This is a genomic window from Nocardioides sp. Arc9.136, assembly GCF_030506255.1.
Classification (GTDB): domain Bacteria; phylum Actinomycetota; class Actinomycetes; order Propionibacteriales; family Nocardioidaceae; genus Nocardioides.
Map to the genome: position 1 here is coordinate 2,420,001 of NZ_CP113431.1, position 15,664 is coordinate 2,435,664.

13 protein-coding genes and 1 rRNA gene (1 of these 14 running past the window's edge) are annotated in these 15,664 nt (G+C 73.0%); all 14 read right to left on the reverse strand.

Annotated elements, in window-relative coordinates:
- Positions 1-315, reverse strand: a 16S ribosomal RNA gene (locus tag OSR43_RS11775) (it extends 1,204 nt beyond the left edge of the window).
- A gap of 480 nt (positions 316-795) precedes the next feature.
- Positions 796-1,410, reverse strand: a complete 615-nt coding sequence (locus OSR43_RS11780; protein WP_302266744.1) for a DNA-3-methyladenine glycosylase — start codon at positions 1,408-1,410, stop codon at positions 796-798.
- Positions 1,394-2,818 (reverse strand): argininosuccinate lyase, encoded by a 1,425-nt coding sequence (gene argH / locus OSR43_RS11785; RefSeq protein ID WP_302266745.1) that lies wholly within the window; start codon positions 2,816-2,818, stop codon positions 1,394-1,396. The genes OSR43_RS11780 and argH overlap by 17 nt, the downstream gene beginning before the upstream one ends.
- The gene (locus tag OSR43_RS11790; protein WP_302266746.1) at positions 2,815-3,306 is read right to left on the reverse strand and encodes an NUDIX hydrolase; all 492 of its coding nucleotides are present in this window, start codon (positions 3,304-3,306) and stop codon (positions 2,815-2,817) included. The genes argH and OSR43_RS11790 overlap by 4 nt, the downstream gene beginning before the upstream one ends.
- Positions 3,306-4,739 carry an argininosuccinate synthase gene (argG, locus tag OSR43_RS11795; RefSeq protein WP_302266747.1) on the reverse strand — a complete coding sequence of 478 codons (1,434 nt, stop codon included), beginning with the start codon at positions 4,737-4,739 and terminating at the stop codon, positions 3,306-3,308. The genes OSR43_RS11790 and argG overlap by 1 nt, the downstream gene beginning before the upstream one ends.
- Entirely contained in the window at positions 4,740-5,279 is a 540-nt protein-coding gene (locus OSR43_RS11800; RefSeq protein ID WP_302266748.1) for an arginine repressor, read from the reverse strand. It lies immediately after the preceding gene.
- Positions 5,279-6,217: an ornithine carbamoyltransferase gene (gene argF / locus OSR43_RS11805; protein WP_302271668.1), complete on the reverse strand. Its 939-nt coding sequence runs from the start codon at positions 6,215-6,217 to the stop codon at positions 5,279-5,281. Before argF ends, OSR43_RS11800 begins: the two co-directional genes overlap by 1 nt.
- A complete protein-coding gene (locus OSR43_RS11810; protein ID WP_302266749.1) occupies positions 6,214-7,443 on the reverse strand; it encodes an acetylornithine transaminase in 1,230 nt (409 codons plus the stop codon). The genes argF and OSR43_RS11810 overlap by 4 nt, the downstream gene beginning before the upstream one ends.
- Complete coding sequence (gene argB, locus OSR43_RS11815; RefSeq protein ID WP_302266750.1) at positions 7,440-8,384, reverse strand: acetylglutamate kinase; 945 nt, start codon at positions 8,382-8,384, stop codon at positions 7,440-7,442. The genes OSR43_RS11810 and argB overlap by 4 nt, the downstream gene beginning before the upstream one ends.
- Entirely contained in the window at positions 8,381-9,532 is a 1,152-nt protein-coding gene (argJ, locus tag OSR43_RS11820) for a bifunctional glutamate N-acetyltransferase/amino-acid acetyltransferase ArgJ (RefSeq protein WP_302266751.1), read from the reverse strand. Before argJ ends, argB begins: the two co-directional genes overlap by 4 nt.
- The gene (gene argC, locus OSR43_RS11825; protein ID WP_302266752.1) at positions 9,532-10,575 is read right to left on the reverse strand and encodes an N-acetyl-gamma-glutamyl-phosphate reductase; all 1,044 of its coding nucleotides are present in this window, start codon (positions 10,573-10,575) and stop codon (positions 9,532-9,534) included. The genes argJ and argC overlap by 1 nt, the downstream gene beginning before the upstream one ends.
- A gap of 308 nt (positions 10,576-10,883) precedes the next feature.
- Complete coding sequence (pheT, locus tag OSR43_RS11830) at positions 10,884-13,367, reverse strand: phenylalanine--tRNA ligase subunit beta (protein WP_302266753.1); 2,484 nt, start codon at positions 13,365-13,367, stop codon at positions 10,884-10,886.
- 7 nt (positions 13,368-13,374) lie between these two features.
- The gene (pheS, locus tag OSR43_RS11835; protein ID WP_302266754.1) at positions 13,375-14,481 is read right to left on the reverse strand and encodes a phenylalanine--tRNA ligase subunit alpha; all 1,107 of its coding nucleotides are present in this window, start codon (positions 14,479-14,481) and stop codon (positions 13,375-13,377) included.
- Between the two features lie 132 nt (positions 14,482-14,613).
- Positions 14,614-15,621: a LacI family DNA-binding transcriptional regulator gene (locus tag OSR43_RS11840; protein WP_302266755.1), complete on the reverse strand. Its 1,008-nt coding sequence runs from the start codon at positions 15,619-15,621 to the stop codon at positions 14,614-14,616.
- Between the last annotated feature and the right edge of the window lie 43 nt (positions 15,622-15,664).

The following is a 15,664-nucleotide window of genomic DNA, read 5'->3' on the forward strand; positions in this document are numbered from 1 at the left end:
TCCCAGTGTGGCCGGTCACCCTCTCAGGCCGGCTACCCGTCGAAGCCTTGGTAGGCCATTACCCCACCAACAAGCTGATAGGCCGCGAGCACATCCCCCACCGAAAAAACTTTCCACAACCACACATGCATGCAGTCGTCATATCCGGTATTAGACCCCGTTTCCGAGGCTTATCCCGAAGTGGAGGGCAGATTACTCACGTGTTACTCACCCGTTCGCCGCTCGTGTACCCCCGAAAGGGCCTTACCGCTCGACTTGCATGTGTTAAGCACGCCGCCAGCGTTCGTCCTGAGCCAGGATCAAACTCTCCGTTGAAAAACAACACCACCACCAGACACAAAGCCCAGCAGCGGAAAAAGAGATGCCCCTGACAGGAGAAACTGACATTCATTGGACCCCCAAAGGGGCCCAGCCAGAATCATTGTCAAAGAAACCATCAACCAACCAAACCCCACAAAAGAGGAAGATCAGTCGACGGGGCATAACAAACTAATTCGTCGACTATGACACACTGTTGAGTTCTCAAGAATCACACGCGCCCGTTCCGAACCCTTCCGGGCCGGCCGCGGGGCAACCTGCAGAAACTTACCGGTTCCGATCCTCCTGCGCAACTCCGGGGAGCTTCGCGTTCCGGTGGACCCGGGCCGGGGCCTGCTGCTCCCTGTCGTGCTGGTCTTCCGACCGGCGGGAGCCGCTTGCCGCGGCGAGGAAGAACGTTACGCGCTCTCCCCCGATGTGCCAAATCCATTCGTCGCACGCCCGTCACACGCCGGCAACACGCGTGCCGTACGGCGTTCAGCCGGCGGGTCGCGGGAGCCGCGGCTTGGCGGGGCGGTAGGTCGAGACGGTCGGGTGGCCGGTCTCCCAGAACCGCCACGGCCGGTCGGGCGCACCGCGCAGGCCGACGCGCGGGCCGGTCGAGACCGCGGAGACCGGCTCCGCCGGAACCAGCAGCACCGGGCCGGCGATGAGGTCGTCGCCGTCGTGGTCGAGGCCGATCCCCAGGGCGTTGCAGAGACGTGCCGGTCCCCGCGCGAGGTCCCGGTCGGAGGAGCCCGGGCGACGCTCCCGCGCGGTCGCGATCCCCTCGACGACCTCGCCGGCGCGGAGCAGCACCGCGCTCGGGTCCCCCTCCGGTCCGGTGACCACGTTGCAGCACACGTGCATGCCGTAGGTGAAGTAGCAGTACAGGTGCGCGGGCGGCCCGAACATCGTCGCGTTGCGCCGGGTCATGCCCCGGTAGGCGTGCGAGCCGGGGTCGGCCGGGCCGGCGTACGCCTCGACCTCGGTCAGCCGGACGACGACGTCGCCGTGGCTGACGAGGGCGCCGAGCAGCCTCGGCGCGACCTCGTCGACCGGCCCCCGCAGGAGGTCGGCCAGTCCGTGGGACCGCTCAGCCGAGCCGGGCACGGTACGACGCGGCGCGCTCGACCAGCTCGTCGAGCTGCTCGCGGACCCGGACGGGGGCGGTGCCGCCACGGCCGTCGCGGGAGGCGACCGACCCCTCGGCGGTGAGCACCTCGCGGACCGCTGGCACCAGGTGCGGCGAGATCGCGGCGAGCTGCTCGTCGGAGAGCTCGTGCAGCTCGATCCCGTGCTGCTCGCACTCCCGCACGCACGCACCGGCCAGCTCGTGGGCGACCCGGAACGGGACGTCCTGGCGCACCAGCCACTCCGCCACGTCGGTGGCGAGCGAGAAGCCCTGGGGCGCCAGCTCGGCCAGCCGCTCGCGGTCGAAGACGAGCGTGGCGACCATGCCGGTGAACGCCGGCAGCAGCACCTCGAGGGTGTCCACGGAGTCGAAGACCGGCTCCTTGTCCTCCTGCAGGTCGCGGTTGTAGGCGAGCGGGAGCGCCTTGAGGGTGGCGAGCAGCCCGGACAGGTTGCCCACCAGCCGGCCGGCCTTGCCCCGGGCCAGCTCGGCGATGTCGGGGTTCTTCTTCTGCGGCATGATGCTCGACCCCGTCGACCACGAGTCGTGCAGCGTGACGAAGCCGAACTCCTTGGTCGCCCAGAGGATGACCTCCTCGGCGATCCGGCTGACGTCCACGCCGACCTGTGCGGCGACGAAGGCGAGCTCGGCGACGAAGTCCCGGGACGCGGTGCCGTCGATGGAGTTGGCCGTGGAGCCGGTGAACCCCAGCTCGGCCGCCACCCCGGTCGGGTCGAGCCCCAACGACTGGCCCGCCAGCGCGCCCGAGCCGTACGGCGAGTCCGCCGCCACCCGGGCGTCCCAGTCGAGCAGCCGGTCCACGTCGCGCAGCAGCGGCCACGCGTGGGCCATCAGGTGGTGGGCGAGCAGCACCGGCTGGGCGTGCTGCAGGTGGGTGCGCCCCGGCATGATCGTCGGCTCGGGGTGGAGGTGGTCGCGCGCCTGGCCGGCGAGCACGTCGACGAGGTCGAGCACCTGCCCGGCGACGACCCGCGCGTGGTCGCGCAGGAAGACCTTGAACAGCGTGGCGATCTGGTCGTTGCGGCTGCGGCCCGCGCGGAGCCGGCCGCCGACGTCGGGCCCGACCTCCTCGAGGAGCAGCCGCTCGAGGGCGCCGTGCACGTCCTCGTCGGACGGGTCCGGGTGCAGCTCGCCCGCGGCGTACCGCTCCCCCAGCACGTCGAGGCCCCGCTGCAACTCGGCGAGGTCGTCGTCGGAGAGCAGACCGGCCCGGTGCAGCGCGTTGGCGTGCGCCCGGGAGCCGGCGAGGTCGTAGGGGGTCAGCCGCCAGTCGAAGTGCGTCGAGCGCGAGAGCGCGTCGAGCTCGGGCGACGGGCCGCCGGCGAACCGGCCGCCCCAGAGCTTGCCCTCGTTGGTGGTGCTCACGTGCTGCCTCCTCCGACCGCGGTGACCGCGGTCCGCATGATCGTCGTGAGCTCCTCGCTCACGGCAGTGCCATCCTCGTCCAGCGCCGCGGGGGTCCACCACGCGGCCCGGTCGATCGTGCCGACCTCGAGCGGCTCGAGCCCGCCGAGGTGGACCTCCTGGCCGGGGGCCAGGTCGACACGCACCGCGAAGTACGTCTGGTCCTGCACCAGGTGCCACGGACCCCAGTCGAACCCCACCGTCTCGCGGTGCAGCGGGCCGACCAGGGCCCCGGGGTCGACCCGCAGGCCGCTCTCCTCGTGCATCTCGCGGGCGGCCGCCTCGACCAGCGACTCCCCCGGCTCGGTTCCGCCGCCGATGGTGAACCAGTACGGCGAGCCGGGGTCGGCGGGGTCCCACCCGTGCAGGAGCAGGACCTCGCCGGCCGTGTTGACCGGCAGCACGCGGGCGCAGACGCGCTCGCGCACCGGCCGGGTGGAACCGCCCATCAGTCCGTGCCCAGCTCCATGGCCGCCGCGTCGAGCGCGACCTCCTCGGTGCCCTCGGCGTACTCCGGGTTGTCGGTGATCCGGTCGTACCCGCCGGCCGGCAGCTCGCCGAAGAGCGTGCCGTTCTCGACCAGCACCTGGCCCTGGTCGAGCGGCTGACCGGCGTACAGCTCGAGCTTGGCGCGGGAGTCGGCGATGTCGAGGTTGCGCATGGTGAGCTGGCCGATCCGGTCGACCGGGCCGAACGCGGCGTTCTCGGTGCGCTCCATCGACAGCTTGTCGGGGTGGTAGGAGAAGGCCGGGCCGTCGGTGGCCAGGACGGTGTAGTCCTCGCCGCGGCGCAGCCGGACCGTCACCTCGCCGGTGACCAGGGAGGCGATCCAGCGCTGGATGGCCTCGCGGATCATCAGCGCCTGCGGGTCGAGCCAGCGGCCCTCGTAGAGGAGCCGGCCGAGACGGCGCCCCTCGTTGTGGTAGCTGGCGATGGTGTCCTCGTTGTGCACCGCGTTGACCAGGCGCTCGTAGGCGATCCACAGCAGCGCCATGCCCGGCGCCTCGTAGATGCCGCGCGACTTGGCCTCGATGATCCGGTTCTCGATCTGGTCGGACATGCCCAGGCCGTGCCGGCCGCCGATCGTGTTGGCCTCGTGGACCAGCGCGACCGGGTCGTCGTACGTCGTGCCGTTGATCGCCACCGGACGACCGGCCTCGAAGCGGATCGTGACGTCCTCGGTGGCGATGTCGACCGAGGGGTCCCAGAACTTCACGCCCATGATCGGCTCGACCGTCTCCAGCGAGACGTCGAGGTGCTCGAGCGTCTTCGCCTCGTGGGTCGCGCCCCAGATGTTGGCGTCGGTGGAGTACGCCTTCTCCTTGCTGTCGCGGTAGGGCAGCCCGTGCTCGGTGAGCCACTGGCTCATCTCGGCGCGTCCGCCCAGCTCGGTGACGAAGTCGTGGTCGAGCCAGGGCTTGTAGATGCGCAGGTTCGGGTTGGCCAGGAGCCCGTAGCGGTAGAACCGCTCGATGTCGTTGCCCTTGAAGGTCGACCCGTCGCCCCAGATGTCGACGCCGTCCTCCTGCATCGCGCGCACCAGCATCGTGCCGGTGACGGCGCGGCCCAGCGGAGTGGTGTTGAAGTAGGCGCGGCCGCCGGAGCGGATGTGGAACGCACCGCACGCGAGCGCGGCCAGGCCCTCCTCGACCAGCTGGCGACGGCAGTCGACCGCGCGGGCGATCTCGGCGCCGTACTGCAGGGCCCGGTCGGGCACGCCGGAGATGTCCGGCTCGTCGTACTGCCCGATGTCGGCGGTGTAGGTGCAGGGCACCGCACCCTTGTCCCGCATCCAGGCGACGGCGACGGAGGTGTCGAGGCCGCCGGAGAACGCGATGCCGACACGCTCGCCCTGGGGCAGCGTGGTGAGGACCTTGCTCACTTAGATCTCCTTGAGAGGACTGGTGGGGAGGGAGGAGTCGGCCAGGGCGAGGAAGCGCTGCGCGAGCGCGTCGCCGCCGGCCGGGTCCCGCCCGATGACGAGGATCGTGTCGTCCCCGGCGATGGTGCCGAGGACGTCGGGGAGACCGGCGCCGTCGAAGGCGGAGCCGAGGTACTGGGCGGCGCCCGGCGGGGTGCGCAGGACGACCAGGTTGGCGCTCGCCTCGGCCGAGACGAGCAGCTCGCCGAGGAGGCGGGCCAGGCGGTGGGAGGCCGCCGCGGTGTCGGTCGGCGCCGCCGGCCGGCGGTCACCGCCCTCGGCGGGCACGGCGTACACGAGCGCGCCGGAGGACGCCCGTACCTTGACCGCGTCCAGCTCCACGAGGTCGCGCGAGAGGGTCGCCTGGGTGACCCGGACACCGCTCTCGGCGAGCAGCTCGGCGAGCTCGGACTGGGAGCGGATCTCGTGGTGCGTGACCAGCTCGACGATCCGCCGGTGCCGGGCGTTCTTGGTGGCCGGGCGCAGGGCGTGCTCGGTCATCACCGCTCCCCCGTCCCGGCCCTCTCGAGCAGCCAGGCGAGCACGGCCTTCTGGGCGTGCCGGCGGTTCTCGGCCTCGTCCCACACCACGCTCTGGATCCCGTCGAGCACCTCGGCGGCGATCTCCTTCCCGCGGTAGGCGGGCAGGCAGTGCATGGCGATGGCGTCGGGGTTGGCGGTCTCGAAGAGCGCCTGGGTGACGGAGTACGGCGCGAACACCTCGGTCCGCGCGGCGGCCTCCTCCTCCTTGCCCATCGAGACCCACGTGTCGGTGACGACCACGTCCGTGCCCTCCGCGGCCTCGCGGGGGTCCTCCACCCAGGTCGCGGACCCGCCGGTCTGCTCGCCGATCTCGCCGGCGCGCTCGAAGACCTCCGCGGGCGGGGTGTAGCCCTCGGGCGCGCTGATCCGGACGTGCATGCCCGCGGTGGCGCCGGCGAGCAGCCAGGAGTTGCCCATGTTACAGGCGCCGTCGCCGAAGAACGTCACGGTGAGGCCGGCGAGCTCGGGCTTGTGCTCGCGCACCGTCACCAGGTCGGCCAGCAGCTGGCAGGGGTGGAAGTCGTCGGTCAGCGCGTTGACGACGGGGACGCCGGCGTGCTCGGCCATGTCCTCGAGGTCGGACTGGGCGAAGGTCCGCCACGCGATCGCCGAGGCCTGCCGGCCCAGGATGCGGGCGACGTCGGCGACCGACTCGCGCTCGCCGATCCCGGCGAGCCGGCCGTCGACGACCATCGGGAAGCCGCCGAGCTCCGCGACGCCGGCCGCGAAGGAGGCCTGGGTGCGCAGCGTGGGCTTGTCGAAGACCATCGCGACCGTCTGCGGCCCCTCGAGCGGGCGGCGCGCGTAGGGCTCGGCCTTCATCGCGGCCGCGAGCTCGAGCACCTCGGCCTGCTCGGCCGGGGTGAGGTCGTCGTCGCGGAGCAGGTGGCGCATCAGGAGTCCTTCCCGGCCGCGAGGGCGGCGAACGCGTCGTCGAGGATCCGCGGCCACGCGGCGAGCAGGGCGTCCGCGTCGGCCTCGGTGAGGACGAGCGGGGGCACGAGCCGGATCCGGCGCGGCGTGGTGTTGTTGAGCACGAACCCGTGCGCCAGACCCGCGGCGACCACCTCGGCCGCCGCGTCCTCGCCCAGGTCGAGCCCGATCATCAGGCCGGCCCCGCGGACCTCGGTCACGCGGGCGTCGGCGCCGAGGCCCTCGCGGAGCCGCCGGCCGAGCACCGTCGCCCGCTCGAGCAGGCCCTCGGACTCGATGGTGGCGATGACGGCCAGGCCGGCGGCGCAGGCCACCGGGTTGCCGCCGAAGGTGGTGCCGTGGTTGCCGGGCTGCAGCAGCGCGCCGGCGTCCCCGAGGCCGATGCAGGCGCCGATCGGGAAGCCGCCGCCGAGGCCCTTGGCCAGGGTCACGACGTCGGGACGCACGCCCTCGCTGGCGAGCCAACGGCCGGTGCGGCCCATGCCGGTCTGCACCTCGTCGATCCACAGCAGCGCGCCGTGCTCGTCGGCGACGGCGCGCGCCGCGGCGAGGTAGCCCTCGGGGGGCACGACGACGCCGGCCTCGCCCTGGATCGGCTCGACCAGGACCGCTGCGGTCTCGTCGGTGACCGCGGCGGCGAGCGCGTCGGCGTCGCCGTACGGCACGAACGTCACGTCCCCGGGCAGCGGCTCGAACGGCGTGCGGTAGGCCTCCTTGGACGTGAGCGCCAGGGCGCCCATCGTCCGGCCGTGGAAGCCGCCCTCGGTGGCCACGACGTGGGTGCGGCCGGTGCGGCGGGTGAGCTTGAACGCCGCCTCGTTGGCCTCGGTGCCGGAGTTGGTGAAGAAGACCCGGCCCTCGGCACGCGTGCCGCCGCCGACCAGCTCGAGGAGTTTCTCGGCGAGGTCGAGCTGGGGGCCGGTGGTGAAGAAGTTCGAGACGTGGCCGAGGGTCCCCAGCTGGGTGGCCACGGCCTCGACGAGCGCCGGGTGTGCGTGGCCGAGCGCGTTGACCGCGATCCCGCCGAGGTAGTCGACGTACTCGTTGCCGTCGGCGTCCCAGACGTGGGCACCCTCGCCGCGGACCAGCTGCAGCTTCGGCGGGCCGAAGGTGTTCATCAGGCTGGCGGCGTACCGCTCCTGGGCCTGGGTGACGGTGCTGGGGGTGCTGGGGGTGCTGGTGGTGGTCACTGGCTGTCCCTGACCTTCCGGGTCTTGGTCTCCACGCCGGGGAGCACCTGCGTGCCGACCCCCTCCTGGGTGAAGAGCTCGAGGATGACGGCGTGCGGCTCGCGGCCGTCGACGACGGTCGCGCGCGGGACGCCGTTCTGCACGGCCGCCAGGCAGGCGCCCATCTTCGGGACCATGCCGGAGGCCAGGGTCGGCATCAGCTCCTCGAGGGCCTCGGGGCTGATCTCGCCGATGACGTCGGTGGGGTCCGGCCAGTCGAGGTACAGGCCCTCGACGTCGGTGAGGACCAGCAGCTTCTCCGCTCCCAACGCGACCGCGAGCGCCGCGGCGGCGGTGTCGGCGTTGACGTTGTGGACGGTGCCGTCCACGTCGGGCGCGACGCTGGAGACGACCGGGATCCGGCCCGCCTCGATCAGGTCGAGCACCGACTCCGGGCGGACGCTGGTCACCTCGCCGACGAGGCCGAGGTCCACCTCCTCGCCGTCCACGACGGTGGTCGCCGGCACCGCGGTGAAGAGGCCGGCGTCCTCGCCGGAGCACCCGACCGCCAGCGGCCCGTGCTCGTTGATGAGCCCGACCAGCTCGCGCTGGACCTGCCCGACGAGGACCATCCGGACCACGTCCATCGCCTCGGGCGTGGTCACGCGCAGGCCGCCGCGGAACTCCGACTCGATGCCGAGCCGGTCGAGCATCGAGGAGATCTGCGGACCGCCGCCGTGCACGACGACCGGCTTGAAGCCGGCGAACCGGAGGAACGCGATGTCCTCGGCGAAGGCCTGCTTGAGGGCGTCGTCGGTCATGGCGTTGCCGCCGTACTTCACCACGACGATCTTGCCGTGGTACCGCTTCATCCACGGCAGGGCCGCCGCGAGCGTGCGGGCCTTGGCCTGGTCGGGCTTGCTGGTGTCGAAGGCGCCCGTGGGGCTGCTGGAGTCGTTCATGAGGCATACGCGCTGTTCTCGTGGACGTAGGCGTGGGTGAGGTCGTTGGTCCAGACGGTCGCCCGCTCGGACCCGGACTTGAGGTCGATGGTCACGCTGACCTCGCGGGCGCTCAGGTCGACGCCGGCCGGGTCCGCGTGCGGCGTGGACTGCCGGCAGACCCAGACTCCGTTCATCGCGACGTCGAGGTCGGCGGGGTCGAACCGCGCGGACGTGGTGCCGATGCTGGCCAGGACGCGACCCCAGTTGGGGTCGTTGCCGAAGATCGCGGCCTTGAACAGGTTGCTCCGGGCCACGCTGCGGCTGACCTCGACCGCCTCGTCCTCGGACGCCGCGCCGACCGTCGTGATCGCGATCTCGTGGTCGGCGCCCTCGGCGTCCTTGAGCAGCTGCATCGCCAGGTCCGTGCAGGCCTGGGTGAGCGCCTGGGTGAAGTCGTCGAGGCTGGGCGTGATCCCGCTCGCGCCGCTGGCCATGACCGTGACCGTGTCGTTGGTCGACATGCAGCCGTCGGAGTCGAGCCGGTCGAAGGAGACCCGGGTCGCCGCGCGGAGCGCGGTGTCGAGGTCGGCGGCCGGGACCACCGCGTCGGTGGTGAGCACGACGAGCATCGTGGCCAGCTGCGGGGCCAGCATGCCCGCGCCCTTGGCCATGCCGCCGATCGACCAGCCCGCGCCCTCGACGACGACCTGCTTGCTGACCGAGTCGGTGGTCATGATCGCCTCGGCCGCGTCCTGGCCGCCGTCGGCCGCGAGGGCGGCGTACGCCGCGTCGACGCCGGCGAGCACCTGCTGCCGGTCGTTGGTGAGGCCGATCAGCCCGGTCGAGCAGACGACGACGTCGATCGCGCCGGCGCCGAGGTGGCCGGCGACCTGCTCGGCGACCGCGTGGGTGGTCTGGAAGCCCTCGGGCCCGGTGTAGCAGTTGGCGCCGCCGGAGTTCAGCACGACCGCCCGGACGGTGCCGTCCTTGACGACCTCCTGGCTCCACAGGACCGGGTTGGCCTTGCAGCGGTTGGCGGTGAAGACGGTGGCGGAGTCGAAGGTGGGCCCGTCGTTGACGACCAGCGCGACGTCCTTGCCGCCGCTGTTCTTCAGCCCGGCCTCGACGCCGGCGGCCCGGAAGCCCTGGGGGGTGGTCACGCTCATTACGGGGCGACTCCGATCGTGGTGAGGCCGGTGCCCTCGTCGAGGCCGAGGGCGAGGTTCATGCACTGCACGGCCGCGCCGGCCGTGCCCTTGGCGAGGTTGTCGACGGCGCCGACGGCGACCATGCGCCCGGCGGCCTCGTCGACCGTCGCCTGCACGTGGACGGCGTTCGAGCCGGTCACGGACTTGGTCTGCGGCCAGAGCCCCTCGGGGAGCACGTGGACGAACGGCTCGTCGGCGTAGGCCTTCAGGTAGGTCTCACGGACGTCCTCCGCGGTGACGCCGGCGACGAGGCGGGCCGAGCAGGTCGCCAGGATGCCGCGCGACATCGGGACGAGCAGCGGCGTGAAGCTGACGGTGACCGGCTGGTCGGTCAGCAGCCCCGTGAGGTTCTGGGTGATCTCCGGGGTGTGCCGGTGGGTGCCGCCCACGCCGTACGCGCTGGCGTTGCCCATCACCTCGCTGCCGAGGAGGTGCGGCTTGGCGGCCTTGCCCGCGCCGCTGGTGCCCGAGGCGGCCACCACCACGACCTCGGGCTCGATGATCCCCGCGGCGATCGCCGGTGCGAGCGTCAGCGTGGACACCGTCGGGTAGCAGCCGGGCACGGCGACGCGCGTGGCGCCGCGGAGGGCGTCGCGCTGGCCGGGCAGCTCGGGGAGGCCGTAGGGCCAGGTGCCGGCGTGGTCGCCGCCGTAGAACCTCTCCCACTCCGCGGCGTCCTGCAGCCGGAAGTCGGCGCCGCAGTCGATGACGACCGTGCTCGGGTCGGCGGCCTGCAGCTCGTTCGCGATCGCGCCGGACTGCCCGTGCGGGAGCGCGAGGAACACCACGTCGTGCCCGCCGAGGGTCTCGGCGTTCGTCGGCTCGAGCATGCGCTCGGCGATCGGCACGAGGTGCGGCTGGAGCACGCCGAGGCGCTCCCCCGCGTTCGAGGCGCCTGTGAGGGCACCGATCTCGACATCGGGATGGGCGAGGAGGTGGCGCAGGAGCTCCCCTCCGGCGTACCCGCTGGCTCCGGCGACAGCGACGCGCTTCCTGGTCATGTGCATGACCATACCGAACTCGGAATGACTATGCGAAGCCGGGTGCCGGTGCGTGGACCGTGGCGCTCGTCACGGGGGCGACGCCCGTGCGCGCAGCGCGCTCGACCCCACTGGTGCCCGGACGGGCGATCACCATGCGTCGCCGCGTGAGGGGTCTACGCGGTCGCTCCATCAAGGGATGCAGGTGAACCGGCTCGCGGGGCGGTTCGGCTGCATCCCTGGGGAGACCGTCGCTCCCCACGGTGAGCTCACCGTGGGGAGCGAGGGTCCGGCGACATCCCTTGGTGGACAGCCCGGCGGGGCGCTCCTCAGCTCCGCTGGGTCGCGCCGGTGAGCTCGGCGGCGCGGGCGACCGCGGCGTCGCGGGCGGCGGCCGTCTCGTCCTCGGTGAGGGTCCGGTCCGGTGCGCGGAACCGGAGCGCGAAGGCCAGCGACTTGCGTCCCTCGCCGACCTGCTCGCCGGTGTAGACGTCGAAGAGCCGCAGCGACTCCAGCAGCTCACCCGCGCCCTCGCGCAGGGCCGACCCGACGTCCGCGGCGCGGACGGAGGCGTCGACGACGAGCGCGACGTCCTCCTTCGCGACCGGGTACGTCGAGAACTCCGGCGCCGGCGCCACGTCGACGGCCGTGCGCAGCAGTGCGTCGAGGTCGAGCTCGACGGCGGCCGACCGCGCGGGCAGGCCGAACGCCTTGCACACCTTGGGGTGCAACTCGCCGGCGTGGCCGAGCACGACCTCCCCGACGCTCAGCCGGGCGCACCGGCCCGGGTGCCACGGCGTGCGTGCCTCCGCGTCGACGGTGAGCTCCACGCCCAGCTCGTCGGCCAGCCGGCGGACCACGGCGATCGCGTCGGCCCAGCCGGCCTCGCGGCCCGCGCCCCACCAGCCGGCGCGCTCGCGCTCGCCGGCGAGGACGACGGCGAGGTGCAGCGGCTGGAGCGGCAGCGCGTCGACCAGCGCCGCGAGCTCCTCGGCCGTGGGTCGCCGGTCGACGCCGTAGATCGGGGCGGGGCCCCGGTCGACGGGGAATGCGACGGTCCCGGTCTCGAACAGCGCGACGCCCGTCGCGCCGCGACCCACGTTGCGGGCGGCGGCCTTGAGCAGGCCCGGGAGGAGCGTCGTGGTGTACGACGGCTCCTCGGCCGAGAGCGGGTTCGCGAGCCGCACCGTGTGGCGGCGCGGGTCGTCGGCGGCGAGCCCGAGCTGGTCGAAGGCCGCGTCGCCGACGAACGGGAAGCTGAGCACCTCGACGCAGCCCGCGCCGGCCAGGGTGCGACCGACGCGGCGACGCAGCCGCTGCTCGCGGGTGAGGCCACGCCCGGCGCCGGGGGTGGGCAGGACCGACGGCACGTTGCGGTAGCCGACGATCCGGGCGACCTCCTCGACGAGGTCGAAGGGGTCGGCGAGGTCCGGGCGCCACGGCGGGACCGTCGCGGTGAGCCGTCCGCCGTCCTCGACGACCTCGCACCCGACAGCGCGCAGGTGCGCCACGGTCGTGGCGGTGTCGATGTCCATGCCGGTCACGCGGGCGGGCAGGTCGGCGTCGACGGCGATGCTGCCGGCAGCCGGCGGCGTGCCGACCACGGTCACACCCGGCTCCGCCGTCGCGCCGCCGTACGTCGTCAGCAGCTCGACCACGCGGTCGGCCGCGGCCTCGCAGATCGTCGGGTCGACCCCGCGCTCGTTGCGCTTGCCGGCCTCGGAGGAGATCTTGTGCCGCTTGCCGGTGCGGAACATCGAGACCGCGTCCCAGTGCGCGGCCTCCACGAGCACGCGGGTGGTGGTCGCCGACATCTCGGTCGCCTCGCCGCCCATGACGCCGCCGAGGCCGATGATCCCGGAGTCGTCGGTGACGACGAGGTCCTCCGGGGAGAGCACACGGTCGGTGCCGTCGAGGGTGGTGAGCCGCTCGCCGGGCTCGGCCCGGCGGACGCGGATCGCGCCCTGCAGCTTGTCGGCGTCGTAGCCGTGGATGGGCCGACCGGTCTCGAGCATCACGTAGTTCGTGACGTCGACGGCCAGCGAGATCGGTCGCATGCCCGCGAGCTGGATGCGACGCGCCATCCAGTCCGGCGTCGGCGCGGCCGGGTCGAACCCGGAGACCGTGCGGGCCACGAAGACCGGGCACCCGGTGGGGTCGTCGACCACGACCGGGTGGCCCTGGTCGTCGGCCGGAGGGACCTCGCGCTGCGTCGGGTCGCGGTACGCCGCGTCGTACGCCAAGGCGGCCTCGCGGGCGACCCCGCGCAGCGACAGCGCGTAGGCCCGGTCGGGGTTGATCTCGAACTCGATGACCTCCTCGTCGAGGCCGAGCACGCCGAAGGCGCTCTGCCCCGGCTCGCCGGCGCCCTCGGGGAGCACGATGATGCCCTCGTGGTCCTCGCCCAGGCCGAGCTCACGGGCCGAGCAGATCATCCCGGCGGAGAGGTGGCCGTAGGTCTTGCGCGCGGAGATCGCGAAGTCACCGGGGAGCACCGCGCCGGGCAGCACGACCACCACGAGGTCGCCGGGCGCGAAGTTGTGCGCGCCGCACACGATGCCCTGCGGCTCGCCGGTCCCGTTGGCGTCGCCGACGTCGACGGTGCACCAGTTGATGGTCTTGCCGTTCTTCTGGGGCTCGGGCTCCATGGTGAGCACTCGACCGACGACGAGCGGACCGGTGATCTGGTCGCCGGGCTTCTCGATCGCCTCGAGCTTGAGCCCGAGGTCGGTCAGCTCGGCGGCCAGCGCCTCGGTGGTGACGTCGGCCGGGAGGTCGACGTACTCGCGGATCCAGGAGACAGGGGTCTTCACGGGGTGCTCAGAGCTCGCTTCCGAAAGCGGTGGTGAACCGGACGTCGCCCTCGAAGAACCCGCGGAGGTCCTCCACGCCGTGCCGGAACATCAGGGTGCGGTCGATGCCCATGCCGAACGCGAAGCCGGTGTAGCGCTCGCTGTCGACGCCGCAGGCGGCCAGCACGCGCGGGTTGACCACGCCGCAGCCACCCCACTCGATCCAGCCCTCGCCGCGGCAGGTGCGGCAGCGGGCGCCCTCGAGCTCCCCGGCACCGCGGCACACGAAGCACAGCAGGTCGACCTCGGCGGACGGCTCGGTGAAGGGGAAGTACGACGGGCGGAACCGTGTCGTCGAGCCCTCGCCGAACATCGCCGTGGCGAAGTGGTCGAGGGTCCCCTTGAGGTGCGCCATGGTGATGCCCTCGTCGATGGCGAGGCCCTCGACCTGGTGGAACATCGGGCTGTGCGTGGCGTCGTACTCGTCGGTCCGGAAGACCCGGCCGGGGCACACGACGTAGATGGGCGGCGTCCGGGTGAGCATGGTCCGCGCCTGCACCGGCGACGTGTGGGTCCGGAGCACGACACCGTCGTCCTGCGGGTCGGTCCAGAAGGTGTCCTGCATCGTCCGTGCCGGGTGGTCGGGACCGAGGTTGAGCGCGTCGAAGTTCAGCCACTCGGCCTCGATGACCGGACCCTCGGCGACCTCCCAGCCCATCGCCACGAAGATGTCGGCGATCAGCTCCGCGCCGGTGGTGAGCGGGTGCCGCGCACCGGCGGGCAGGCGGTCGGTGGGCAGGGTGACGTCGACGGTCTCCTCGACCAGCATCCGCTCCTCGTGCTCGACCTCGAGCACGGCCTGCCGCTCGCCCAGCGCCTTGGCCACGGCACCGCGAGCCTGGCCGATCCGCTGGCCGGCCTCCTTGCGGGCCTGGGGCGGCAGTGCGCCGATCTCGCGGTTGGCGAGCGCCAGCGGCGAGCGGTCGCCGGTGTGGTCGATGCGCACCTGCTTGAGCTCGGCGAGGTCGGTCGCGGCGGCGATGGCGGCGAGCGCGGCGTCGCGTGCCGACTCGACCTCCTCGGGCTTCAAGGCAGTGACCTCCACGGGGTCGTAGTCGGTGTTGGGTCCGGACATGGCACGCCTCTCCAGCTGGTGACCGGCCGGTCGAGGGGCAAGTCTAGGAAGCCGCGCGCGCCGCGCTCCACCCGGTTGCCGTTCCGGTCACCGGCGGCCCGCCCGGCGCCTCGCCGGCACCTCACCGGCACCTCACCGGCCGGGGGCGCTCTCCCGGACCAGCAGCTCGTGGGGGACGACGACGTCGCGACCGGGCAGCGAGGGGTCGGCCATCCGCTCGGCGAGCGTCTGGAGGGCGAGCGCGGCGAGCCGCTGCTTGTCGGGCGCCACCGTCGTCAGCGACGGCACCGAGTAGCGGCCGGCCTCGATGTCGTCGAAGCCGACGACGTCGAGGTCGCCGGGGACGGCGACCTCGCGGGACGCGCACGCCCGCAGGGCGCCGAGCGCGAGCTGGTCGGTGAAGCAGAAGACGGCGTCCGGCGGGTCGGCGAGGTCGAGCAGGGCCGCCATGGCCCGTACGCCGTCGGCGTGGTGCAGCCGCTCGACGCCCACCTCGAGCGCCGGGTCCTCCGGCAGCCCGCCGGCGGCGAGCGCGGCCCGGTAGCCGGCGAGCCGGTGCCGGGCCGTCTCGTTGCTCAGGTGCGGCTGCAGGCCGACGGCTGCGACCCGGCGCCGCCCGGAGGCGACGAGGTGCGCCGTGGCCTCGCGCGCGGCCGCCTGGTTGTCGATGGCGACGCGGTCGACGTGCCCGAAGCCGGCCTGCTCCCCCAGCATCACCACCGGCGGCGCGCTCGAGCGGCGCGAGACCTCGGCCGGCGTCATCGACCACGGGCTGAACACCACGCCGTCCACGCCCTGCCCGCGGGCACCGTCGAGGAGGTCGCGCTCCCGCCGGGGGTCGCCGTCGGTCTGCTCGACCAGGACCGTCCAGCCCCGCTCCTCGGCGGCGCGGACGACGTGGGCGGCCAGCTCGGCGAAGTACGGCGAGTCGATCTCCGGCACGACCAGCCCGATGACGTCGCCGCGCCCGCGGCGCAGCTGGCGGGCCGCGATGTTGGGCCGGTAGCCGACCTCGTCGATCACGCGCTGGACCCGCTCCCGGGTGGCGGGGGCGACGACCTCGGGGGTGTTCACGACGTTCGACACGGTGCGGACGCTCACGCCCGCGCGCTCGGCCACGTCCCGCAGGTTCGCCCTCATGCCGCCTCCTCGTGCGTTCGTCGCGGATTTCTCGACGCAGGGT